Genomic DNA, 18,022 nt, shown 5'->3' on the forward strand with positions numbered 1-18,022 from the left:
GCAAATTTCTATGGAAGTCTAAAGCCATTGAAACTCCTTAAAACAAAATGGTTTAAAACTGAGCCTTGATTGCTGTCATTAAAAACCTCCTATCTTGATGTGTAGCGCCCACGCTTGGGTCTAATGTGTACCAATTAGCAATATTATAGCCCTTGTGGGTGTCTACTTCGTTAACAAAAGAGTAAAACAAGGTAGAGATGTAATGACTCCATTTAATCCCTAAATTCCACGCTAGGCTTTGCTCGTTGGCTCTGGGTGAAAAGGTTAATCTACCCACCAAACCCCAAAAAATCTTTTTATGAACTCCCCCTGCAAATAAATAGCCGGTAATAGAATTAGGCGAGAGCATGTTATTCATCAATCCTCCATAAACGCTATCATCGCGTATATCAATGACAATTGGGCTTCCGTATAAAAAAATCTTAGCGGCTGGATTGCCAAAGTTCTGGAAATACCCCCCGCCAAAATTATATTGATCGTAATCAAAACGTTGGTGGATATAAATACTACTAGCCCACTTGCCATACATGGAACCACGATACCAGTTATCATAAACGCGGGGGTCATAAATGGGGAAAACCACAGTCATTGTTGTGAGTGATTTTAAACCAATCCCTTCAAAAAGCGGGTTACTATTAAAATATAGCTTAAAACCGGGGGTGGTGTAGGTGTTAGGGGAGAAATAGACAAAAGAGACGGCTGAAAAATAGCGGGTATCATAATTTAACCCCACTGCATGGATTCCCAAATTAACCACCTGCCCTTTTTTATTCGTCGTAGTAACGGGGGAGTACCAGGGCCTGATAAATTCCCCCACCGCTAAAGCCCGCCCAAAGGAGCTAATCCAGTGCAACTTAAAACAAGAAAGGAATTTATAAGAGACTTCAAACCCTTGCGTGTAGCCACTCATGAAAGCTGCTTTGGAGGCATATCTCCCGGCAATAATGCTTAAAACATCTTTATAGTCGTAGCGCAAAAAGGCGTTATAAAGCACATAAGGGCGGGCATGGTGGGTGGTTTCTATATTGGATTTTTTCCAAGGAGCATTATTCAAAAAACCAATCCAGCGCCCCATATAAAAATAGGCAAGTTTAGAGCCATAAACCTGACCTGTGCTTTGATCAACAAGTGTGGTGGTGTCATCATAAGCTAAAGCGCCCATTGCTCCCCCAAGTCCCCCGCTAACTTTATGATTGCCCTTATCAAAAAAGGTGGTGTCTACTTGGGCTCTTACTGTTAAGGTTACAAAACTCTCAGTGGGGAAAATGCCTTTTTTAGAATTAATAGGCGAATGGTTAAATCCCACCTTAGACACTGATTCAGCCACGCCGCTAAATTTATAATCAAACGCCCCCACAGAGCTCACACAGCACACATAAAAAAGCGCGTTCCCATAACTAACCTTACGCATCTACCCTCTTGATTTTAAAGACTTACTCTAATCTCTGTAAAGATATGGCTTCTATCCTGATCGGTACCGGGTTGATCGGGTAAGAAGGGTCCATTCCAACCAATTTTATAACCTCTGTGCATGAGTTGGTTATAAAACTCTACTTTAATATCTGCATAAAAGTGTTTAGAAAACTGATAACCAAGGTTAACCGCAAAACTTTGCTCATTAGCTCTAGGCCCATAAGTCAAACGGCCAATAAAACCATAGAGTAACTTTTTATACACCCCCCCACCAAAGAGAAAAGCCGTAAAGGCGTTAGAGTCCATCATAAAAGAGAGGGAGTTAAGCGTATTGGCATAAACGGTATTAGTCCAAAAGTCAAAGCCTAAGCGGTTACCATGGTAGCCAATCATCCAGTTAGCATTGCCAAAGTTTTGGTAAATCCCGCCGCCAAAGTTATAGTTGTTGTAGTCAAAGCGCTGTTTGATCATCAAACTATGGGCGTTTTCTCTGGAGATCATACCAAATTGGTAGGTGTTCCAAAAGCGTTTAGCATAAAAGGGGTTTAAAACCGTAATATCGGTTTGAGAACGCCAGCCCACACCCTTAAAGTTTGGTTTACTGTCATACAAAAGAGTAAAACAAGGGCTATATTCATTATCAGGTGAGAAATACACAAAGGGCACGATGCTAAAACCTTTATAATTCCATGTGATGTAGAAAGCATGCACCCCGGGGTTGATTGTTTTACCATTAGCTAAAACATAGGTTTTAGGTGAGTAAAAGTTATAAAGCCATTCGTTATAGGCAAAACCCCGCCCAAAGGAGCTAAACCACCAAAACTTAAAATGCCCTAAATTTAAGGTCATGTCTATCCCTTGCGTATAACCACTCATATAGTCCGCTGGGGATTCATAACGGCCGCCTCTAAATCTAAAAATATTTTTGTAGGAGTAGTCAATATAGGCATTATAAATCACATAATCGCGGGTGTGATCTGCATAGCCTTGCACACAATCAGCCGCATTAACCCCACCAATGACTGTAGCATCAGACATCGCCTGTAATTGCGCCGCACTTAAGCCAGCATACTCAGATTCATTACCCCCACCAGCGCCATACCAACACTGCCCCCAAGGCTTTTGCCCGACTAACCCTGCCCAGTAACCAAAGTAGTTCCAGCCCATAGCCCCATAAGGCTTGCCTGTAGCTTCATTGATAAGATGCTTAGTTCCATCATAAACAAGCCCCCCAGCAAAACCCCCTAAAGAGCCTGACATGTGGTGTCCATTAGCCGTTGCGCTTTCAGGCAAAAGTTCAGGAAAATCTAATTGGAGATAACCCACCACCGTTACAAAGGTTTCAGTGGGGTACAAACCTTTATTTGTATTAATCGGTTTGTTATTAAACCCCACTTTAGAAAACATTTCTGTACCTGCCTTAAATTTGGCAAAGGACTCTAAATTGCGTAAATCAAAAGCCGTCGATTCAGACAACAAACTCAAAAGGGTAACCAAACTCTTGGAAAGCAATATCGCTTTTCTCATCACAATTCTCCATAATATGTAACAACCCTACACAGGGGAGGACTCTACAAGCCCAACTTGAAACTCTCTAACACCTCCAAATGCTTTTGATTTTAGCTACCGCACATCAGACAACCCCTTAAACACATATGCAAGAGATGCCTTTTAAAAATCTCTTGTTGTGCGTGCAAGGTGGTAATTGCATAGCTCTCTTTAATACGAATAATAAAGGAGAAGGTCAACTTTAAATAAATTTTTAGCCAAACTACTGGATTTTCCATAAAGACCTCCTCAAATGGCAAATTTCATTATTATTTACCTTCGCGCAATAGTAACAAAGAATAGCTTAATTATTCCCAGCGAATGGCTAAGATGAGACAGCTAGAGGTTGATAGATTTAGGAAGAAGCATAGCTTAGATTATTTAAAATCCCGCTAAAGGCTTAAAGTTAATTTTTAAGCGCACTTTTTAAGTTAGTTTAGCACCAGCGCCATAAGTGGTATGCTAAAAGTTTGTGCTATAACCACCAAAGTAAGGACTCTCTCTTGGAGTAGAGATTGTGTGATCACGGAATTACCAGAGACACCAGAAATAGAAAAAAGATTAATGCACGGGAGGAAGTATTAGGTTTTGTTCAAGTTGTTACACAAAGCCAAACAACGCTAGAAAACTATAACGCGAACCTATCTAAATGGAAAAGAATGGCAGAAAATAGAATAACTTCTACCAAAAACAATCCACGAATTTTAAGCCTAAAGTTTTGATAGCCAGAAATCCAATTCATTTTTAGCGGGTGGAATAAATACCACTAGCCTATCTTACAGCTTTTCTCTTTTAGAGTTAGGTTTTTATAGTGCCAAGAAAATCAAACTTTAAATTTATTGAGTTCATGGTTAAAAACATCGGCTGTTTTGTTTAAAGAAACACTAGCTTCTGAAACCGCTTGGATATTTTTTTGGTTAGTTGTGCTTAATTCACTGATTTTTTGAATTTCTGTGATGATTCCTTGTGTGAGGGTGGCAACCTCTTTGAAAGCCTTTGCATCTTCAACAGTGGCGCCAATGATAGTTTGGATACCTCTTAACATTGCCATCTACGACTGCTTGCAAATTAAGAGCATCTTGGCTTACTTTTACAATCTCTTGGGCATTGCTATTTAAATCTTGGCTAATATCATTCACACTTTGTACCACACCATTAATGCTACTGTGGATTTCTCCTAAAGATTTTTGGGTTTTTTCGGCTAACTTTCTGACTTCATCAGCCACCACTGCAAACCCTCTGCCGTGTTCACCTGCGCGTGCGGCTTCAATGGCGGCATTAAGGGCTAATAAATTAGTTTGGTTGGCAATTTCTTCAATGATGGTTAATACCCCCTTAATCTCTTGTGTGTCTAAAGAGGTACGCTCTAATCTATTGGAATGTTCTACACTGGCTTTAGCATTATTGGCCAAATGGGTACTAAAGCTTTCTATTTTAGCGCGTACTTCTTCTAGGGCATCTCCGGTTGAAACTAAATTTGAATTATTATGCTGGGCGCTACTTGCTCCTGTGTGGATATGCCCCATGATTTCATTGCCATTTTTAAGCACTAAGGCGATTCGTTCAGTTTCTTTTTCCGCGCAATCTTTTGCATCTTCAGAACTTTTTTGTAAAGTTGTAGCAATATGAGAATTTTCAGAGCTAACCTCTTTAATTTGAGAAACGACCCCCTGTGTTTTTTCTAAAAACGCATTGATATTATAAGAGATATTGGCAATTTCATCTTTGCCCTTAACGCTCAGTCTCTTAGTGAGATCACCCTCTTGAAAGACAAGTTCTTTAATCAAATCTCGTGAAGTGCCCAAATGCTAAAGACATTTGGGCTTCCTAGGCTGATGTTGCCCGTAGGGAGAGTTTGGTTCTCACTCTGTGTCCCTATAGTAGGGATTTTACAGAGTTTGAGCTCCAACGCATTCCCTACAGGTCTCACACATCATATCTCCAAAGGCGTAACTTCCGACACTTCCTGCCGTAGATACGAATGTATGGGGACATTATACCACAAATTAGTGGCATTCATCCCACCCGCTAAAGACGAGTGGGATTTCTGCCAAAGAGTTTTAAATTAATCAGAGGTTTAAAGAAAATATGAATCACCCCAAAAAGTATCACTAAGATCAATAAAATCGCACCAATGGCAATACTGAGTAAAAGAGCTTGTAAATCTCTTAGGTTTTTAAACGCATCTTCTTTATTAATCACCCCTAAAATCTTCCACTCCAAACCCGGTACTGTCGTGTAGACAAAAAACTTTTTAATCCCTTGAGCGTCATGTTCTATAAAACCACTTTTGTTAGTAAAAATGGTATCTGTTAGTTCTTTGCCTCCCGGGTAAGAGTGGCTATTATAGTAATTAGAACCGGCTTTAAATTTGGAGGAGCGGATAATAAAGGCTTTTTTATCTAAAACATGGACGCGTACGCCATTAAAATCAAATCTGCGCTTATTTTTAGCCATGGATTCTAAACTAATATCTGCAGCCAGTACCCCTCCTAAAGCCCCATTTTTAAAAATAGGAATGCTATAGGTTAGGGTTATTTTTTGAGTAAACATGTTTTTATAAACATCGCTAATGGCTAATCCTTGTTTAGCTATAGCCTCTTGATACCAAGGGCGTTTTCTAGGATCATAACCCTTTGGAACTTGCCCCATTGTGCCAATTGTACGCCCATCTACAAGGCCTACATAAACATTTTCAGCATTTAACCCATCGCGAATAAGGCGAAAAACCCCAACCACACTAGGGATATTGGTAAATTCTATCTGATTCAAATCCTTACAAGCGCGCGTTAGTGCGCTTTCTATGGAGTTATTCCACTCCGTTAAAGAAGAAGAAATTAAATTGACAGCTGCACCTGAGGAGTTGCGGACTGCCTTAGCAATATGAGAACTGACAACAATATTCACAACAAACATAATGATGCTAAAGGCAACGAATAACAAAGTTGCTAAAATTAATAAAATTTTAGTTTTAAAACCCATGCAAAAGCCTTAAATAATACATAAAATAACACCTAATCCTAGCACAAGTTTTCCAGTTTTCCCCACCTAGCAATCTTAAACTTAAGCTACTCTAGTACACCAAAAGCTTTTTAAAGTAAGTTTCAGCAGGATTTATGGGTACATTATGTGTCTATTTCTAACCCTAATTCCTGTGCTAAAAATTTTCCGGTATAACTCCCTGTTTTAGAATGGTTTTTAGCTAAAGTACTTGGCGAACCTGTGGCGATAATTTTTCCGCCTAAATCCCCCCCCTCAGGGCCCATATCAATAATATAATCCGCGTTTTTCACAATATCTAAATTATGTTCAATCACCACCATAGAATTACCCAGCTCTACGAGTGAATGCAAGACATTTAAAAGAAGTTGGATATCTTCAAAGTGTAGCCCTGTTGTGGGCTCATCTAAAATATAAAGGGTTTTACCGGTGTCTTTACGGCTGAGTTCCTTAGCTAGTTTAATGCGCTGGGCTTCGCCTCCACTTAGTGTAGTCGCGCTCTGCCCTAAGGTGATATAACCTAAACCCACATCAATTAGTGTTTGTAATTTGCTCGCAATTTTAGGGATTTTACTAAAAAATTCTAGCGCCTCCTCCACACTCATAGCCAGCACATCAGCAATAGATTTATTGCGGATTTTAATAGCTAGGGTCTGGGGGTTGTATTTATGCCCCTTACAGCTATCACACTGCACTAAAATATCGGGTAAAAAATGCATCTCAATTTTAATTTCCCCTTCGCCATGGCATTTCTCACAACGCCCCCCCTTGATATTAAAACTAAAACGGCTTGCGCTATAGCCTAAAATCTTAGCCTCCTTGCTTTGGGCAAAATACTCACGAATATCATCCATTACGCCCGTATAAGTAGCCGGGTTACTTCTTGGGGTTCTGCCTATGGGGGCTTGATCTAAATAAATCACCTTGTCTAAATGCTCCAAACCCTCACATAGCCCACTCACAACCCCCTTTTTAGCATGATTAAGCCGTTCTTGTGCAAGGGGCAAGAGAGTTTGTAAAATTAAAGAGCTTTTCCCACTCCCACTCACCCCCGTTACACAGACAAATTGGCTTAGCGGAATCTTTACCTGTAAATTTTTAATGTTGTGCAGGTTAACTTCTCTAAGCTCTAAAAAATGCACGGGTTTTTTTAGAGTATGAGACGGGCGGGTGATGTTTTTAAGCCCTTGTAAATAAAGAGCGGTGGGGTGGCTACTTTTTAAAAGCGCCTCTATCTTGCCACTAAAAATCACCTCCCCGCCGTGTTTACCCGCTTTTGGTCCAATATCTACCACAAAATCTGCTTGTTTGATCGTCTCTTTATCGTGTTCTACAATAATAAGTGTATTGCCTTTTTGCTGGAGATTTTTAAGGGTTTTAATCAGCTTAAGGGTGTCTTTTTCATGCAAACCAATACTAGGCTCATCTAGCACATAAAGTACCCCGGTTAAACCGCTTCCAATCTGGCTAGCAATACGGATACGCTGACTCTCTCCGCCGCTTAAAGTGCGCGCATCACGGCCTAAAGTCAAATAGCCTAGCCCTACATCTACTAAGAAAAACACCCGCTCCATAATTTCTTTTAAAATGGGTGTAGCGATATGCCTCTCTTGCGGGTTTAAATAATTAAAATGCCCCTCTTCTTTCAAAAAAGCATGCACGGCACTAATGGGCATGTCTAAAAAATGAGAGATATTAAGCCCGGCCACTTGTACACTTAAAGAAGAGGGTTTAAGCCGATGCCCCTGACAACTTGGGCAAATTTTTTCGCCCATATACTGCCCCAAATCATGGCTATCTTTAAAGATGTCATAGGCAATCTGGACAATGCCAAGCCAAGGCCTTTCTAAACTCTTTTGTTTCCAAGAAAAAGAGATTTCTTTACCATTGCCATACAAAAAAGCTTCTTGTTGTGTGGGGCTAAGCTGGTTAAAAGGTTTTAAGGGGTCTAAATGGTTAGCTACACAAAAACCTTCAAAAAGCGCCTTATAATAATTGTTATGGCTTAGAATTTGGGTGGCCTCTTGCAGGGGACTATTTGGATCAAGAATTTTATGAATATCTAGCCCTAATTTAGTACCAAGCCCTAGACACTCCTCGCATGCGCCTTTGGGCGAATTAAACGAAAAGCGCAGGGGCTCTAAAGGCTCAAAACTAATTTTACAATTAAAACAGGCCAAATGTTCGCTGTAATGGCGGCTTTTATGGCTCTCTAAATCTAACACTTCTACCCGCCCAAACCCCTCAGCTAATGCCTTTTCTATAGCATGTGCCATGCGTGCCTGATTTTCAGTGCGTACTTCTAGGCGATCGGTGAGTACTTTAAGGGTGTGTTTTTTGCTTTTGGCTAGTTTAAGCGGCTCATCAAGGCGCACTAAAACCCCATCAATTTGGGCGCGTACAAAACCCTTTTGGCGCAAGGTCTCTAAAGTATCTATAAAACTACCCTTTTTATCTTCAATAAGGGGGGCAAGAATGAGGATTTTTGCTTGCTTAAAATCTTGTTGAATCTGATCTAAAATATCGCTAACACGCATAGAACTAATGGGCGCGCCACAGTTATGGCAGTGTTGTGATCCAATGCGCGCAAAAAGCAGGCGCAAATAATCATAAACTTCAGTGATCGTGCCCACAGTCGATCGGGGGTTTTTACTAGTGCTTTTTTGATCAATGGCTACTGCCGGGATCAATCCTTCAATTTTATCCACAGCGGGTTTTCCCATTTTGTCTAAAAACTGGCGCGCATAACTGCTAAGCGATTCTAAATAGCGCCGTTGCCCTTCTGCATAAAGCGTATCAAAAGCTAGAGTACTCTTACCCGATCCACTTAGACCCGTAAAGACGATAAATTTATTTTTGGGGATTTCTAGATCAATATTTTTTAGATTATTTTCCCGAGCGCCGTAGATTTTAATGTGATCTAGCAAAAAAACTCTTTATGGTGGAGTAGCCCCGTATTATACTCTGATTTTCTAAGAGGTGAGTTTTTAGAATAAAAAAATACAAAAATTCTTGTTTTATGAGTTTAAACATGTTATGATCGCGGTCTAACTTAATTTTTGATTATGGTGTTAAAGGATAGTGATGAGAAAGTTTCTACTCGGTGTCCCTCTAGCCTTTGGGGTGATGGGGGTTCTGGTGGCAGAAGAGAGTGGTGTATTTGCTGGGGTTGGTTATCAGATTGGGCAAGGTAGGATGAATACCAATCTTTATAACTTACCCGGAGATTACCCTCCAGGAACGGGTTCTGATTATAAGAACTGGCAGGGCACAAATGTAAGCTGGCATGCTAAGTATGGCAATGGGGCTATGAATGGCTTTGGGGTAATGATTGGTCAGAAGTTTTTCTTCAAGGTTCCCAATGCTAAGACCAAGTGGGCAGGTATCCGTTATTATGGCTTCTTTGATTATGGACTTGCTGATTTGGGTCCCCAGTACAGTTTAGTAAACTATAATCAAAATGTCGTCTTAAACATGACTGCTTATGGTATAGGGGTTGATGCTTTAGGTAACTTCATCGATCGTAAAAATGCGAGTGTGGGTGTGTTTGCAGGTTTTGCCATTGGGGGTAATACTTGGCAGTCTAGCGCTCTTAATGCGTGGAAAGCTGCTATCCGTGCCCATGACCCCCATGCTTCTTTAGCAGGCTTGCCTAGCCATGGGAATTTTAATGTGTGGTTAAATTTTGGTTTTCGCACCAATATTTATAAACACAATGGTGTAGAGCTAGGAATTAAACTTCCTATGTTGGTTAATAAGTTTATCCGAACCGCAGGGCTATACTATAGCTTGAAACGCGATTACTCCTTGTATCTAAGATATATCTACACTTTCTAAAATCTTTCTAATAGCATTAGCGGAGGGGTTGTTTTTGTAGCATTTTGATAATGGTGGTGAATAAAATCCCCTCAAAGATAGCAGCTAGCAAGAAAGCATAGTAAGTATCTTGGTTGATAGCCCCTACCCGCAAACCTACGCTAGCAGTGGTAACCAAAAAGGTTAAGGGCATGGAGGCGCTTAGCGCGAATAACACTGTGTTTTTACCACTGTTAAAGTATGTCCTAAAGAGTAAAAAGCTGGTGCTAAGGTGTAAATAAAGCATGGCAACCATGACTAAACAAGCATGGGTGATGATGGTGTAGTTACCTAGTACAAAATGCAAGTTTAGGGTTGAGCCTACATGGATAAAAAAGAGGGGGACAAAAAAGCCAAACCCTATATCGTTGAGTTTGTCAAATAATTCGTGTTTGTGGGGGAAAAAGGTAGAGACTAGTGTACCGGCTAAAAAGGCCCCTAGCACCATTTCTAACTTAAGCCACGCTACAATCCCTACTAAAATAAAGAAAAGGGTGAGTGTAAAACGGATGTCTTGATTGGCCTCATTACTAGGCATGATCCAAGCTTTTAACCCCGGAAACCACCAAAATAAAATACCAAATATTTTAATCAGACTAGCAATAGCAAGTAAGAAAACAAGTAAAACGCTTAGGGCTCTGTATAAATTCATGCTAAGGCCATGCAAATAAATCCCATCCACCACCACAAGTAAAACAATGCTAGTGAGTTCACCTAATACCCCAACTTTAAGCACTAAATCTAGCCATGGCGGTTCTTTGCCATAGTCGCGTACTAAAGTCATGATCATACCTAGACTCACAATGGGCAAAGCGATAATATAAAGAGCAGGCAGATGCAAGCCTAAAACAATGAGAGTAGAAGTGATATACAAAATAGCAAAATAGCCAAAAATTCTTTTTAAAACAGCCTTTTTAATCTGCTTAAACATGTATAAGTCTACTTCCATGCCACAAAGAAACATTAAAAATAAAAACCCCACCTCAGCCATCATACTAAAACTATGGTTAGGCTTAATCAATCCAAAATAAACCCCCAAAGCTCCTAGCAAAATTTCTAAAACAGCCACCGGCATTTTAAACAGACGACCCATATAAGGCGCTAGTACAATTAAGGGCGCAATGGTGGCTAAAGTGAAAAGATCACTCATGTTAAAAAACGCAATTCTAGGGCTTTTAAAAGGGCTTGAGGATAGAGTTGGTATTCAAGTGTATGTACTCTTTTTTCAAAATCCTCTAAACTCTCTTCTTTTTTAACTTCTAAAGCCTCTTGTAAAATAATAGGCCCGCTATCTACCTTCTCCTCTACAAAGTGCACACTCACCCCCGTGCCTTTTTGGCTAAGAAAACTGCGTTTGATCGCGTCTTTGCCCTTGTGTTCTGGTAAAAAAGAAGGGTGGATATTAATTGTGAGGAAGCGCTCTAAAAACTTAGGACTTAGAATCTGATTAAAACCTGCTAGACAAACTAAGTGGCAAGGATATAAAATTTCAAACAGCTCTTCTTCATTAGAACACACCACACAGGGCATATTTAGTTGTTTACAGCGCTTGATACCCATAGCCTTAGGGTTATTAGTTGCGCAGATCTCTACTTTCAAGATGAGAGGTTGGTTGTTTTGTAAACGCATAAGGGGTTTAAGGTGCAGGGTTTCTATAAGATTTTGCATATTAGAACCCTGCCCACTAAAAAGAATACCAATTTTGAGCAAAGAGGAGGGTAGAGAATCTAGCAAAGCTTGCATCCATATCCTTTAAGTTTTGGGGTATGTTAGCACATTTTAAGCACTTGTGCTATAATGGCCGTTTATTTTAATTTTTGGAGTCTGCATGTCCTCAAAACATTCGTTTCAAACCGAAATTAACCAGCTTTTAGATTTGATGATTCATTCGCTTTACTCCCATAAAGAAATCTTTTTAAGAGAGCTTATCTCTAATGCCTCTGATGCGCTAGATAAACTCAATTATCTAACCCTGAGCGATGAGAAATATAAATCTCTGGAATTTGTACCCCGCATTGATCTAAGCTTTGATGAAAAGGCTAAAACTTTAACCATTGTAGATAATGGCATTGGCATGGATGAGGCTGATTTGATCTCTAATCTAGGCACGATTGCTAAATCTGGCACTAAAAGCTTTTTATCTAATTTAAGCGGGGATCAAAAGAAAGATAGCGCGTTGATTGGCCAATTTGGGGTGGGATTTTATTCTAGTTTTATGGTGGCTCATAAAGTTGTGGTGCAAAGTAAAAAGGCTTTAGATAGCCAAGCTTATGCGTGGGTGAGTGATGGCAAGGGCAGTTATGAGATTAGTCCTTGCGTTAAAGAAAATCAAGGTACACAAATAACGCTTTATTTAAAAGAGGAGGAGGCCAAGTTTGCGAGCCGCTATGAAATTGAAAATATCGTTAAAAAATACTCTGAGCATATCCCCTTTCCTATTTTTCTAACCTACACTGAGAGCAAATTTGAAGGCGAGGGGGAAAATAAAAAAGAGATCACAGAGGAGAAATGCACCCAAATTAATAGCGCTAAAGCCCTTTGGCGCATGAATAAAAGCGAGCTTACAGAGGAGGACTACAAAGAATTTTATAAAAGCTTTGCCCATGATAATAGCGCGCCTATGGCGTGGATACACAATAAAGTAGAGGGGCATTTAGAATACAATACCCTTTTTTATATCCCTAGCACAGCGCCCTTTGATCTGTTCCGTGTGGATTATCAATCTGGGGTAAAACTTTATGTTAAGCGGGTTTTTATTACTGATAATGATAAAGAACTCTTGCCCCAGTATTTGCGCTTTATCCGCGGGATCATTGATAGCGAGGATTTGCCTTTAAATGTGAGTCGCGAGATTTTACAGCAAAATAAAATCCTAGCCAATATCAAAAGCGCCTCCACTAAAAAAATCCTAGCCGAATTTGAACGCTTAAGTGAGAATGAGGAAAACTATAAAAAGTTTTATACCCAGTTTGGGCGGGTGCTTAAAGAGGGCTTGCATAGCGATTTTGAAAACAAAGATAAACTTTTAGATTTATTGCGCTTTACTAGCTCCAGTGGGGCGGAGTTTCTCTCTTTTAAATCTTATAAAGAAAACATGCCAGCCGATCAAAAGAGCATTTATTACATGTTAGGCGATAATTTAGATTTGCTCAAAGCCTCCCCGCTTTTAGAGAAATACGCCAAAAAGGGTTTTGATGTCTTGCTCATGGGCGATGAGGTGGATAGCTTTGTGATCCCTAGTATAGGCGAGTATGAAAAAGTACCTCTCAAAGATGCCAGCGCCACAGAAACCCTTAAAGAGTTAGAACTAGCAGAAGTCAGCGAGGAGGAGAAAAAAGAATTTAGCCCCGTACTGCAAGCTTTTAAAGAAGCGCTAAAAGAGGAAATCAAAGATGTTACTTTGGCTAAAGATTTGAGTTCTGCGGTGATGTTAGTGGGTGAGGAACAAAGCGCGATGATGGCTAATTTAATGCGCCAAATGGGTCAAGATGTCCCCAGCCAACCCAAAACCCTAGAACTTAACATTAGCCATGCCATTATCCAAAAACTCAAAGAAATTGAGGATAAAGCCATTCTTTCTGATGTAGCCCATCTGCTCTTTGATAGCGCCAAGCTCTTAGAAAAGGGTGCGCTAAAAAATGCTAAAGCCTTTAGCGAGCGACTCAATAAAACCATTTTACGCGCCTTTTAATGCGCCTTTTAATGCTAGCTCTGCTGGCTTTTCCTTTGTGTGCTAAGCCTCTTGTGATTGCAAGCGATTTAAGCAACCAAGAGGGGTTTTTAGATTTACTCCAAGAAGTTTTTCAACAGGATAACTCCCAAAAAATTAACTGGATCAAACCCCCCAAACGCATTTGCATGGCACAGGGTTATATTCTCTCTAAAAGCGCTTTACAGGGTATGGGTAAAATTAAAGCAGAAAAAGCGCTTTTTCAAGAGGAATTATTGCTCTTAGGTTCTAAGCAATGGCAAGGCTATTTTCAGGGTAAAAAACCGGCTAAGGTGCTTGATATTTTAAAAAATACGCCTCATCTTAAAATGATGCTACACACCTTTAAGCCCTATCAGTCTAGTGATTTGATTTTAATTAGTTACCGCCTGTATTTACAAAAGAAAAATACCCTCCCGCCTCTGCTTTATAAACCCCTGCATATGCGCTATTTTTGGGCTAATCCATGCCATTCACAAGAAGGCAAGATTTTTTTAAAGTGGCTAGAAAGCCCCAGAGCTCAAGAGAGCATACAAGGTTTTCGCATAGATTACCACACTATCTTTACTCCGCTAAAAGGTTTGTAATGGGCGATGTTATTTTTGTTTTAGACTTTGGAAGCCAGTACACCCAGCTTATTGCTAGACGATTACGCGAAATGGGGGTGTATGCAGAAATTTATCCTTATCATTGTCCCCTAGAAACTCTTTTAGCTAAAAACCCCAAAGGTTTTATTTTAAGCGGGGGTCCGGCTAGTGTCTATGATAAAGAGGCTTATTTTTGCGATCTTAAAATTTTTCAAAGTGGCTTACCTATTTTAGGGATTTGTTATGGCTTACAATTAATCGTTAAAGTCTTTGGTGGAGAGGTTAGACTAGCTAAAGAGCAAGAATTTGGCAAGGCCAATTTAGAGCTTTTAGACACGCATGCCTTATTAGAGGGAGTTAGCGGGGGTGTGGTGTGGATGAGTCATGCAGATTATATAGAGGTTTTGCCAGTAGAATTTAAAGTATTAGCACAGAGTGAAAACGCCCCCTTTTGTGTGATTGCGCATAAAAAAAAGGCTATCTTTGGCCTGCAATTCCACCCGGAAGTGGTACACAGCACACAGGGTACACAGATTTTAAAAAACTTTGCGCTTAAGATTTGTCAATGCATGCCTAGTTGGAACATGCATTTTTTTGCAGAGCAAGAAATCTTAAAAATTAAAAAACAAGTGGGCAAAGAGCGGGTTTTATGCGCGGTGAGTGGGGGGGTGGATTCAAGTGTGGTGGCGTGTTTGTGCTCTCAAGCTTTGCCCGGGCAGCTAGAGGTGGTTTTTGTAGATCACGGACTCTTACGGCTAGGGGAAAAAGATCAGGTTATTAAAATGTTTCAAGGGCTTTCTATCCCTTTGCATGTCATTGAGGCTAGTTCTTTATTTTTAGAGCGTTTAAGTGGAGTGGTTGATCCTGAAAGCAAACGCAAAATCATAGGGCATACTTTTATAGAAGTCTTTGAAAAAAAGGCGCAAGAATTGAGAGCTAGCGGTAAAATCAAGTTTTTAGCACAAGGCACTTTATACCCAGATGTGATCGAATCGGTGCGCATTAAAGGACCTTCTGAGGTGATTAAGTCCCATCACAATGTAGGCGGGTTGCCTGAAAAAATGGATTTTAAACTCCTAGAACCCTTAAAAGAACTATTTAAAGATGAAGTACGCGCTTTGGGATTAGAATTAGGTTTGCCAGAGTTTATGCTTAAGCGCCACCCCTTTCCCGGACCCGGGCTAGCGATTCGTATTTTAGGGGCTATAGATTCTAAAAATTTAGAGATTTTAAGAGAAGCCGATGCCATTTTTATAAAGACCTTGCAACAAGCTAATCTTTATGATCAAATCTGGCAGGCCTTTTGTGTGTTATTAAATGTGCGCTCAGTGGGGGTAATGGGCGATAGGCGTACTTATGAAAACACTTTAGCGCTTAGAGCCGTGCAGGCTAGTGATGGAATGAGTGCGCAGTGTGTGCCTTTGCCCTTTACTTTTTTAGAGGAAGTGGCTAGCCAGATTATCAACAAGGTTAAGGGGATTAACCGCGTGGTTTATGACATCACCTCTAAACCCCCGGGAACTATTGAATGGGAATAGAATTAAAAGGGTTGTATGCCATTAGTGATGAAAAGCTCACACCCTATCATGATTTGCCAAAATTGCTTGAACAGGCCATTTTAGGCGGGGTTAAACTTTTCCAGCTTAGAGATAAAAGCCACTCAGATCAAAATTTACGCGGACTAGTTAACGAACTCTCTTTTTTATGCACAGAAAAAAATGTGGGTTTTATTCTGAATGATAGATTAGAGCTAGCGCTAGAGTGTGGGGTTTGGGGATTGCATTTAGGCGCTAAGGATACTCCTTTGCAAGAGGCGCGATCGCTTTTTAGGGGAGTGATTGGTGTCTCTTGTTATGGAGATTTACAAAGAGCTTTAAAGGTACAACAAATGGGGGCAGATTATGTTGCCTTTGGCGCCTGCTTTGTCTCACAAACTAAACCAAATGCCCCCTGTATTGATTTAAAAATTTTGCAAGAAGCCAGAGCCTGTTTAAAAATCCCAATTTGTGCTATTGGAGGAATCACGCCCTTTAATGTAGATCAATTAGGGAGTGTAGACTTAGTGGCGGTGGTGGCGTCTTTGTGGGTAGGAGATGTGTTAAAAAATGCGCAAAGTTTAAGCTTAAACAGCAGAAATTCCAAATCTTTTTAGAATGTGGCTTGGAGCATAATCTAGCGCTAAGCTTGCAAAGCTAAGTAGGATCAAAGAGTCTAGCTAAAGGTTTTGTGCGATAAAGCTAGAGTAAGGGGCTAAAAACAGCCACATTATATAAAATTCTAAAAACTCTACCATATTTTTATATCTTTATTTTATGCAAGCCATGTTGATACATAAGTTTCTAGTAGGCAAAGCTCTTGGCTAAATTAGCCTAGCAAATGGCGGCTCTATTGCTTGATTTAAAAATGAAAGTTAGTTAAAACTGGTATGTTTGCAACTCAGAATACAACAAAAATCCCGTACTCTTAAATGGGGTATAGGATTTTGTAGGTTTGTAGGAGCGGCTATACTTTGGAGGAAAAGCTGTTAACCTTATGGCTAGCCTTGAGGATTAATTCTCTAGCTTTAAGTGGGGGGTGTGTTAAAACTTCTTAAGCAAGTTTATTGTGTTTAAAAGACCCAAGTAGGCTTTCTAACTTCTCTAAAATACTTTGATGGATACTACTAGGGCTTTTAGAGGCATCTAAGATATAGGTTTTAAGCTTTAATATTTGGCATGCCTCTAGTAGGCGTTTTTGTGTGTGCTCTAAAAATGCCACTCCCTGAGCCTCAATACAATCCATAGAAGTTTTTTTATCTAGCCTTTTTTTTAACTCTGTATGATCTAGTTTTAAAACAAAAACAAGATCTGGTATCACTTCTAATAACCCATGTATTTTATGTAAATCAATGGCCTCTTGTAACAAACAAGGTGCATAAGCAAGCCCTGAGATTAAAGAACGATCGCTAAAAATTAATCGGTGAGAATTAGGCTTGATCACCTCCTCTATGTGCAAACTTCTATCTGCTAAAAAGAGTAAAAATTGGGCATGGCTAGATAGTTTATGATCTAAAATCTTTTCGCGCAAAGCCTGACCCAGAGGTGTACCCCCGGGTTCTTTGGTGAATAAGGCATTAGGGAAGGTTTGTTTTAAAAGATTGATCTGGGTACTTTTACCGCTGGTATCAATTCCTTCTATGGCAATAAACATTAGGTGTTCTTTAAGATAAATTCTAAAACTGCGGGAGGAACTAGGTGTTTTATTTGCCCCTTATGGCTTAAAATACTGCGCACAACAGAGGAGCTAATAAAAGTATTTTGTAAAGAGGGCATGAAATATAATGTTTCTAAATCTGGATTTAAAGATTTGTTAGCATAGCACATTTGTAACTCAAATTCAAAATCACTCACCGCCCTAAGCCCGCGGATAATACACCGGCAGTTATGATCTTTAGCTAAATCAACTAATAACCCTTCAAAGGCTAAACATTTGACATTATGTAAATGCGCTGTGGCAAGTTGTAACATTTTTAACCGGTTAGCAAGAGAAAACATGGGGCATTTAGCGCTAGATTTAGCCACCGCCACTATTAAATTATCAAATAATTCACTGCCTCTTTGGATAATGTCTAAATGCCCATTAGTGATTGGATCAAAGGAACCCGGATAAATGGCTAATTTTTTAAGCATTTTCTGTAGAAACACCTATCTTTAGCGGGTGGAATGAGCCAACCATTTCCACTATTTTGTGGTACAACGCCCGCATACATTCTCTCTCATGGCAGGGAGTGCTGAAAGTTACGCCTTTGGATATAGATGAGTGAGACCTATAAGGAAGCTTTTTGGAGCTCAAACCCTGTAAAATCCCTGCCATAGGGACTCGTAGTGAGAACCAAACTCTGCTTACGGGCAACACAGATAGCAAGCCAAAA

Annotated in this window: 15 protein-coding genes; 5 read left to right on the top strand and 10 right to left on the bottom strand. The window is 40.0% G+C overall.

The genetic code is table 11. From position 1 onward, the window contains the following. Nucleotides 1–52: 52 nt before the first annotated feature. The 6 genes from OO773_RS06940 to uvrA all read right to left on the bottom strand — a co-directional run bounded on the left by OO773_RS06940 (nt 53) and on the right by uvrA (nt 8,888). A complete protein-coding gene (locus OO773_RS06940; protein ID WP_264828501.1) occupies nt 53–1,411 on the bottom strand; it encodes an outer membrane family protein in 1,359 nt (452 codons plus the stop codon). Between the two features lie 14 nt (nt 1,412–1,425). Then, on the bottom strand, nt 1,426–2,940 hold the full coding sequence (locus OO773_RS06945; RefSeq protein ID WP_034376975.1) for an outer membrane family protein: 1,515 nt from the start codon (nt 2,938–2,940) through the stop codon (nt 1,426–1,428). Between the two features lie 844 nt (nt 2,941–3,784). Then, a complete protein-coding gene (locus OO773_RS06950; RefSeq protein ID WP_050780141.1) occupies nt 3,785–4,012 on the bottom strand; it encodes a hypothetical protein in 228 nt (75 codons plus the stop codon). Beyond that, nucleotides 3,966–4,766: a methyl-accepting chemotaxis protein gene (locus tag OO773_RS09860; protein WP_269472114.1), complete on the bottom strand. Its 801-nt coding sequence runs from the start codon at nt 4,764–4,766 to the stop codon at nt 3,966–3,968. Before OO773_RS09860 ends, OO773_RS06950 begins: the two co-directional genes overlap by 47 nt. 223 nt (nt 4,767–4,989) lie before the next feature. Next, nucleotides 4,990–5,943, bottom strand: coding sequence for a PDC sensor domain-containing protein (locus OO773_RS06960; protein ID WP_073115391.1), 954 nt, complete (start codon nt 5,941–5,943; stop codon nt 4,990–4,992). Nucleotides 5,944–6,086: 143 nt separating this feature from the next. After that, nucleotides 6,087–8,888, bottom strand: coding sequence for an excinuclease ABC subunit UvrA (gene uvrA, locus OO773_RS06965; RefSeq protein WP_006563811.1), 2,802 nt, complete (start codon nt 8,886–8,888; stop codon nt 6,087–6,089). Nucleotides 8,889–9,045: 157 nt separating this feature from the next. Here uvrA and OO773_RS06970 point away from each other — a divergent pair, with 157 nt between their 5' ends. After that, on the top strand, nt 9,046–9,798 hold the full coding sequence (locus tag OO773_RS06970) for an outer membrane protein (protein ID WP_034376551.1): 753 nt from the start codon (nt 9,046–9,048) through the stop codon (nt 9,796–9,798). Between the two features lie 16 nt (nt 9,799–9,814). Here the strand turns inward: OO773_RS06970 and OO773_RS06975 are convergent, their stop codons facing one another. Both OO773_RS06975 and OO773_RS06980 read right to left on the bottom strand, forming a co-directional pair. Continuing rightward, complete coding sequence (locus OO773_RS06975; RefSeq protein ID WP_176485140.1) at nt 9,815–10,966, bottom strand: cation:proton antiporter; 1,152 nt, start codon at nt 10,964–10,966, stop codon at nt 9,815–9,817. Continuing rightward, complete coding sequence (locus OO773_RS06980; protein WP_034376555.1) at nt 10,963–11,559, bottom strand: formyltransferase family protein; 597 nt, start codon at nt 11,557–11,559, stop codon at nt 10,963–10,965. The genes OO773_RS06975 and OO773_RS06980 overlap by 4 nt, the downstream gene beginning before the upstream one ends. An 85-nt stretch (nt 11,560–11,644) precedes the next feature. Here OO773_RS06980 and htpG point away from each other — a divergent pair, with 85 nt between their 5' ends. The 4 genes from htpG to thiE are packed head-to-tail and all read left to right on the top strand — an operon-like array spanning nt 11,645 to nt 16,264. Next, complete coding sequence (htpG, locus tag OO773_RS06985; protein ID WP_006563814.1) at nt 11,645–13,507, top strand: molecular chaperone HtpG; 1,863 nt, start codon at nt 11,645–11,647, stop codon at nt 13,505–13,507. 11 nt (nt 13,508–13,518) lie between these two features. Then, nucleotides 13,519–14,112, top strand: coding sequence for a hypothetical protein (locus OO773_RS06990; RefSeq protein WP_232048841.1), 594 nt, complete (start codon nt 13,519–13,521; stop codon nt 14,110–14,112). Beyond that, entirely contained in the window at nt 14,112–15,650 is a 1,539-nt protein-coding gene (gene guaA, locus OO773_RS06995; RefSeq protein WP_006563815.1) for a glutamine-hydrolyzing GMP synthase, read from the top strand. The genes OO773_RS06990 and guaA overlap by 1 nt, the downstream gene beginning before the upstream one ends. Next, complete coding sequence (gene thiE / locus OO773_RS07000; protein ID WP_006563816.1) at nt 15,641–16,264, top strand: thiamine phosphate synthase; 624 nt, start codon at nt 15,641–15,643, stop codon at nt 16,262–16,264. The genes guaA and thiE overlap by 10 nt, the downstream gene beginning before the upstream one ends. 437 nt (nt 16,265–16,701) lie before the next feature. Here thiE and tmk read toward each other — a convergent pair whose 3' ends face one another. Further along, nucleotides 16,702–17,301, bottom strand: coding sequence for a dTMP kinase (tmk, locus tag OO773_RS07005; RefSeq protein ID WP_034377067.1), 600 nt, complete (start codon nt 17,299–17,301; stop codon nt 16,702–16,704). Then, the gene (gene coaD, locus OO773_RS07010) at nt 17,301–17,780 is read right to left on the bottom strand and encodes a pantetheine-phosphate adenylyltransferase (protein ID WP_034377068.1); all 480 of its coding nucleotides are present in this window, start codon (nt 17,778–17,780) and stop codon (nt 17,301–17,303) included. Before coaD ends, tmk begins: the two co-directional genes overlap by 1 nt. Nucleotides 17,781–18,022 lie beyond the last annotated feature (242 nt).

It is taken from the genome of Helicobacter suis HS1 (genome assembly GCF_026000295.1).
Taxonomy (GTDB): domain Bacteria; phylum Campylobacterota; class Campylobacteria; order Campylobacterales; family Helicobacteraceae; genus Helicobacter; species Helicobacter suis.